Source organism: Bacillus cereus group sp. N8 (assembly GCF_016483685.1).
GTDB lineage: Bacteria > Bacillota > Bacilli > Bacillales > Bacillaceae_G > Bacillus_A > Bacillus_A proteolyticus.
In genome coordinates, this window is sequence record NZ_JAEHBK010000218.1 from 1 (window position 1) to 239 (window position 239).

Consider the following 239-nt stretch of genomic DNA (forward strand, 5'->3'; position numbering starts at 1 on the left):
ATTAGCTCAGTTGGTAGAGCATCTGACTTTTAATCAGAGGGTCGAAGGTTCGAATCCTTCATGGCTCACCATTTTAAATTTAATGCGGGTGTAGTTTAGTGGTAAAACAAGAGCCTTCCAAGCTCTGGTCGAGAGTTCGATTCTCTTCACCCGCTTTTCAATTATGGGCCTATAGCTCAGCTGGTTAGAGCGCACGCCTGATAAGCGTGAGGTCGATGGTTCGAGTCCATTTAGGCCCA

2 tRNA genes are annotated in these 239 nt (G+C 46.4%); both read left to right on the forward strand.

The annotated features are described in order from the left end of the window. The first annotated feature begins 84 nt into the window (after positions 1-84). Positions 85-155 (forward strand) — tRNA-Gly (locus JDS80_RS31060). Positions 156-165: 10 nt separating this feature from the next. After that, a tRNA-Ile gene (locus JDS80_RS31065) sits at positions 166-239 on the forward strand.